Raw genomic sequence first — 2,649 nt, forward strand, 5'->3', positions numbered from 1 at the left:
TGTCGACGATCAGGTAATTCCCCCGGGCTGCCGTCACGGAATTCCTCCATTGGGCGTGCCTCGTTGCGAGCGTAGCGAGCGCTCTCGGCTGGATCAGCTGGTGGGTCGGCCGGGGCGTTTGCGGGGTCGGTAGGACGGGCCGTCCATGAGGAGTTGGTGGCTGGTGTTGATGAGTCGGTCGAGCAGGCTCTCGGCGACGACGGGGTTGGGGAACAGGGCGTACCAGTCCTTGGGGGCGCGGTTGCTGGTGAGGATGAGTGGTTTGCCGCTGAGGGCGCGTTCGCTGATGAGTTCGTAGAGGTCGTCGGCGTGCATGGCGGTGTGTTCTCGCATGGCGAAGTCGTCGAGGATCAGCACGTGGGGTTTGGTGTATTCGCGGATTCTTCTGCCCCAGGAGTGATCTGCGTGCCCGCCGGCGAGGTCGGCGAGAACACGGCTGGTCTTGGCGAAGCGGACGTCGCCGCCGCGGCGGACGACGGCATGGCCGAGTGCTTGTGCGACATGGGTTTTCCCGACTCCGACCGGGCCGAACAGGATTACCGATTCACCGGCGTCGAGCCAGCGCAGGGCGGCCAGGTCGCGGATCATAGCGGCGGGGAGTTTCGGGTTGGCGGTGAAGTCGAAGTCCTCGAAGGTGGTTTGTTCTTCGAACTTCGCGCGCCGGATTCGCCTTGCGAGAGCGTTGGTTTCGCGGCGAGCGATCTCGTCTTCGCAGAGGACCTGCAGGAATTCCAGATGCCCGAGTTTCCCGTCCCGGGTTTGGGCGAGGCGGGCGTCGAGGGTGTCGAGCATGCCGGTGAGTTTCAGCGCGCGTAGCACGTCGCGCAGGGCGGGGTCACTGATGGACATGAGTGTGTTTCCTTGCTGCAGTGAGTAATTGAATCGAAGGAAGGCACGGGTCAGTTGCTGGCGAACTGGTCGGGGCCGCGCAGGAACGCGGGGACCGCGGCGACGTCACCGCCGCCGAAGGGTGCTTGTTCGGTTTCGGTGCCGGCGGCGAGGATGCCTTTGACGGTTCGGTAGGACGGGTCACCGACCTCGATCGCCCGGGAGCAGGCCGCTTCCAGGCGGTCGAGACCGTATTTCTCCCGTAGCCGCAGGATGCCTTGGGCGGCGCGCAGGTGGTGGATCGCGTGGGGTGAGAGCAGGTCACCGATGACCAGCTCGCAGGCCGGTCCGACATCGACGGCGATCTTGCGGCACCAGGTCGGGCCCTGCAGATGGAACGCGACCGTCTCCGGCGGGTAGTGCGACATGTTCGTCGCTCGCCCCGACAGGCGGCGGACGTGGGTGGCGACCACGTGCTGGTCGCGGAAGATCTGCACGATGTCGCCACTGGTGCGGGCATGCAGCCTCTGCCCGATCAGCCGCCACGGCACCGAATACAGGGCCTTGCCGATCTTGATGTGGGTGTCCAGGCCAACTTTCCCGGTCGACCACACCGACAACACAAACGGCGCTGGCGGCAACGGCGCCAGCGCGTCACGCTCGACGGCCTCGAACACCCGCAGCGGCTGCCCGCCGTCCAGTGCCCGGGAGCTGCGCAGCCCGGCGACATCGAGACACCAGCGGGCCGCTTCGGCCTGCATCTGCGCCAGAGTGCTGAATTCGCGTCCCCGCCAGAACGAGTCACGAACGTACTGCATCTGACGTTCGACCCGCGGCTTGTCCTTGGGCTTGCGGACCCGCGCGGGATCGATCAGCGTCCGGTAGTGGACCGCGAGTTCGGCATAGGTGCGGTTCAGTCTCGGGTCGTAGAGATCGGGCTTGTCGACCCCGGTGCGCAGGTTGTCGATCACCAACCGGGCCGGGACACCACCGAAGAACTCGAACGCCGCGACATGTGAAGCGCACCACGAGGTTTGATCCATCGACAGCACCGGCTGCAGGAACGGCATCCGCGAGCACGACAACACCATCACGAACGCCTGCACCGTCACCCGCCGCCCCGAGGTCGGGTCGAACCACGAGCCGAGCCGACCGTAGTCGATCTGCGCTTCGCTGCCCGGCTCGACCGGAGGCCGCGGCACCGTCACCTTGCTGCGCGCGGCTTCATCGGCGAAATGCGTTGCCACCCACCGTCGCACCGACGATTCCGACACCTCCACGCCGTGCTCGTCACGCAACCGCTGCGCGATCGTGGCCACCGTCACCCGATGCCCCAGCCAGGACTTGATACGCGCGGCATGCGGATCGATCAACGGCCACGTCACCGCCCTGGCGCCCGGATCATGCAGTCCGGGAAACCATTCCGCTACCCGCTCGGCCCACTCCTGGGCCGACAACGCCGGGCTCACGCCCGGCGTGATGCCCGCCGCGATCGCCGGTGCGACATATTTCCGGATCGTTTTCCGATCGATGCCCAGCGACGCCGCCAGCTCGCGTTGCCCGCGACCGGCCTGCCAATGGGTATAGAGCTCGACAAGATCGAACACCGAGAAACTCCTCCTCGCCATCTCTCCTCGCTCTCCTCGCCGGAACAACCCGCCGGGGACAAGCGAACATGTGTGCGAGACACGCCCACCGGCGACACACCGCCAGGTGGGGGAATTACGTGACGGCCGGGTGGAGGAAAACGGTGACGGACAGAGTGGGGGAATTCCGTGACGGAACTACCCCTCACCTGGAGGAATTACTTGACGGCTGACA

The 2,649-nt window shown here is 66.1% G+C and carries 2 protein-coding genes; both read right to left on the reverse strand.

What is annotated here, in order from left to right:
* Window positions 1–93: 93 nt before the first annotated feature.
* Window positions 94–849 (reverse strand): IS21-like element helper ATPase IstB, encoded by a 756-nt coding sequence (gene istB / locus AB0M45_RS33790; RefSeq protein ID WP_364337550.1) that lies wholly within the window; start codon window positions 847–849, stop codon window positions 94–96.
* A 50-nt stretch (window positions 850–899) separates the two neighbouring features.
* A complete protein-coding gene (istA, locus tag AB0M45_RS33795; protein WP_364337552.1) occupies window positions 900–2,435 on the reverse strand; it encodes an IS21 family transposase in 1,536 nt (511 codons plus the stop codon).
* Window positions 2,436–2,649: the final 214 nt, after the last annotated feature.

It is taken from the genome of Nocardia sp. NPDC051787, from assembly GCF_040681325.1.
Taxonomy (GTDB): Bacteria; Actinomycetota; Actinomycetes; order Mycobacteriales; family Mycobacteriaceae; genus Nocardia.

What these genes read in the sequence shown, in the direction of transcription:
- istB (WP_364337550.1), bottom strand. Translation starts at nt 849, where the DNA reads ATGTCCATCAGTGACCCCGCCCTGCGCGACGTGCTACGCGCGCTGAAA.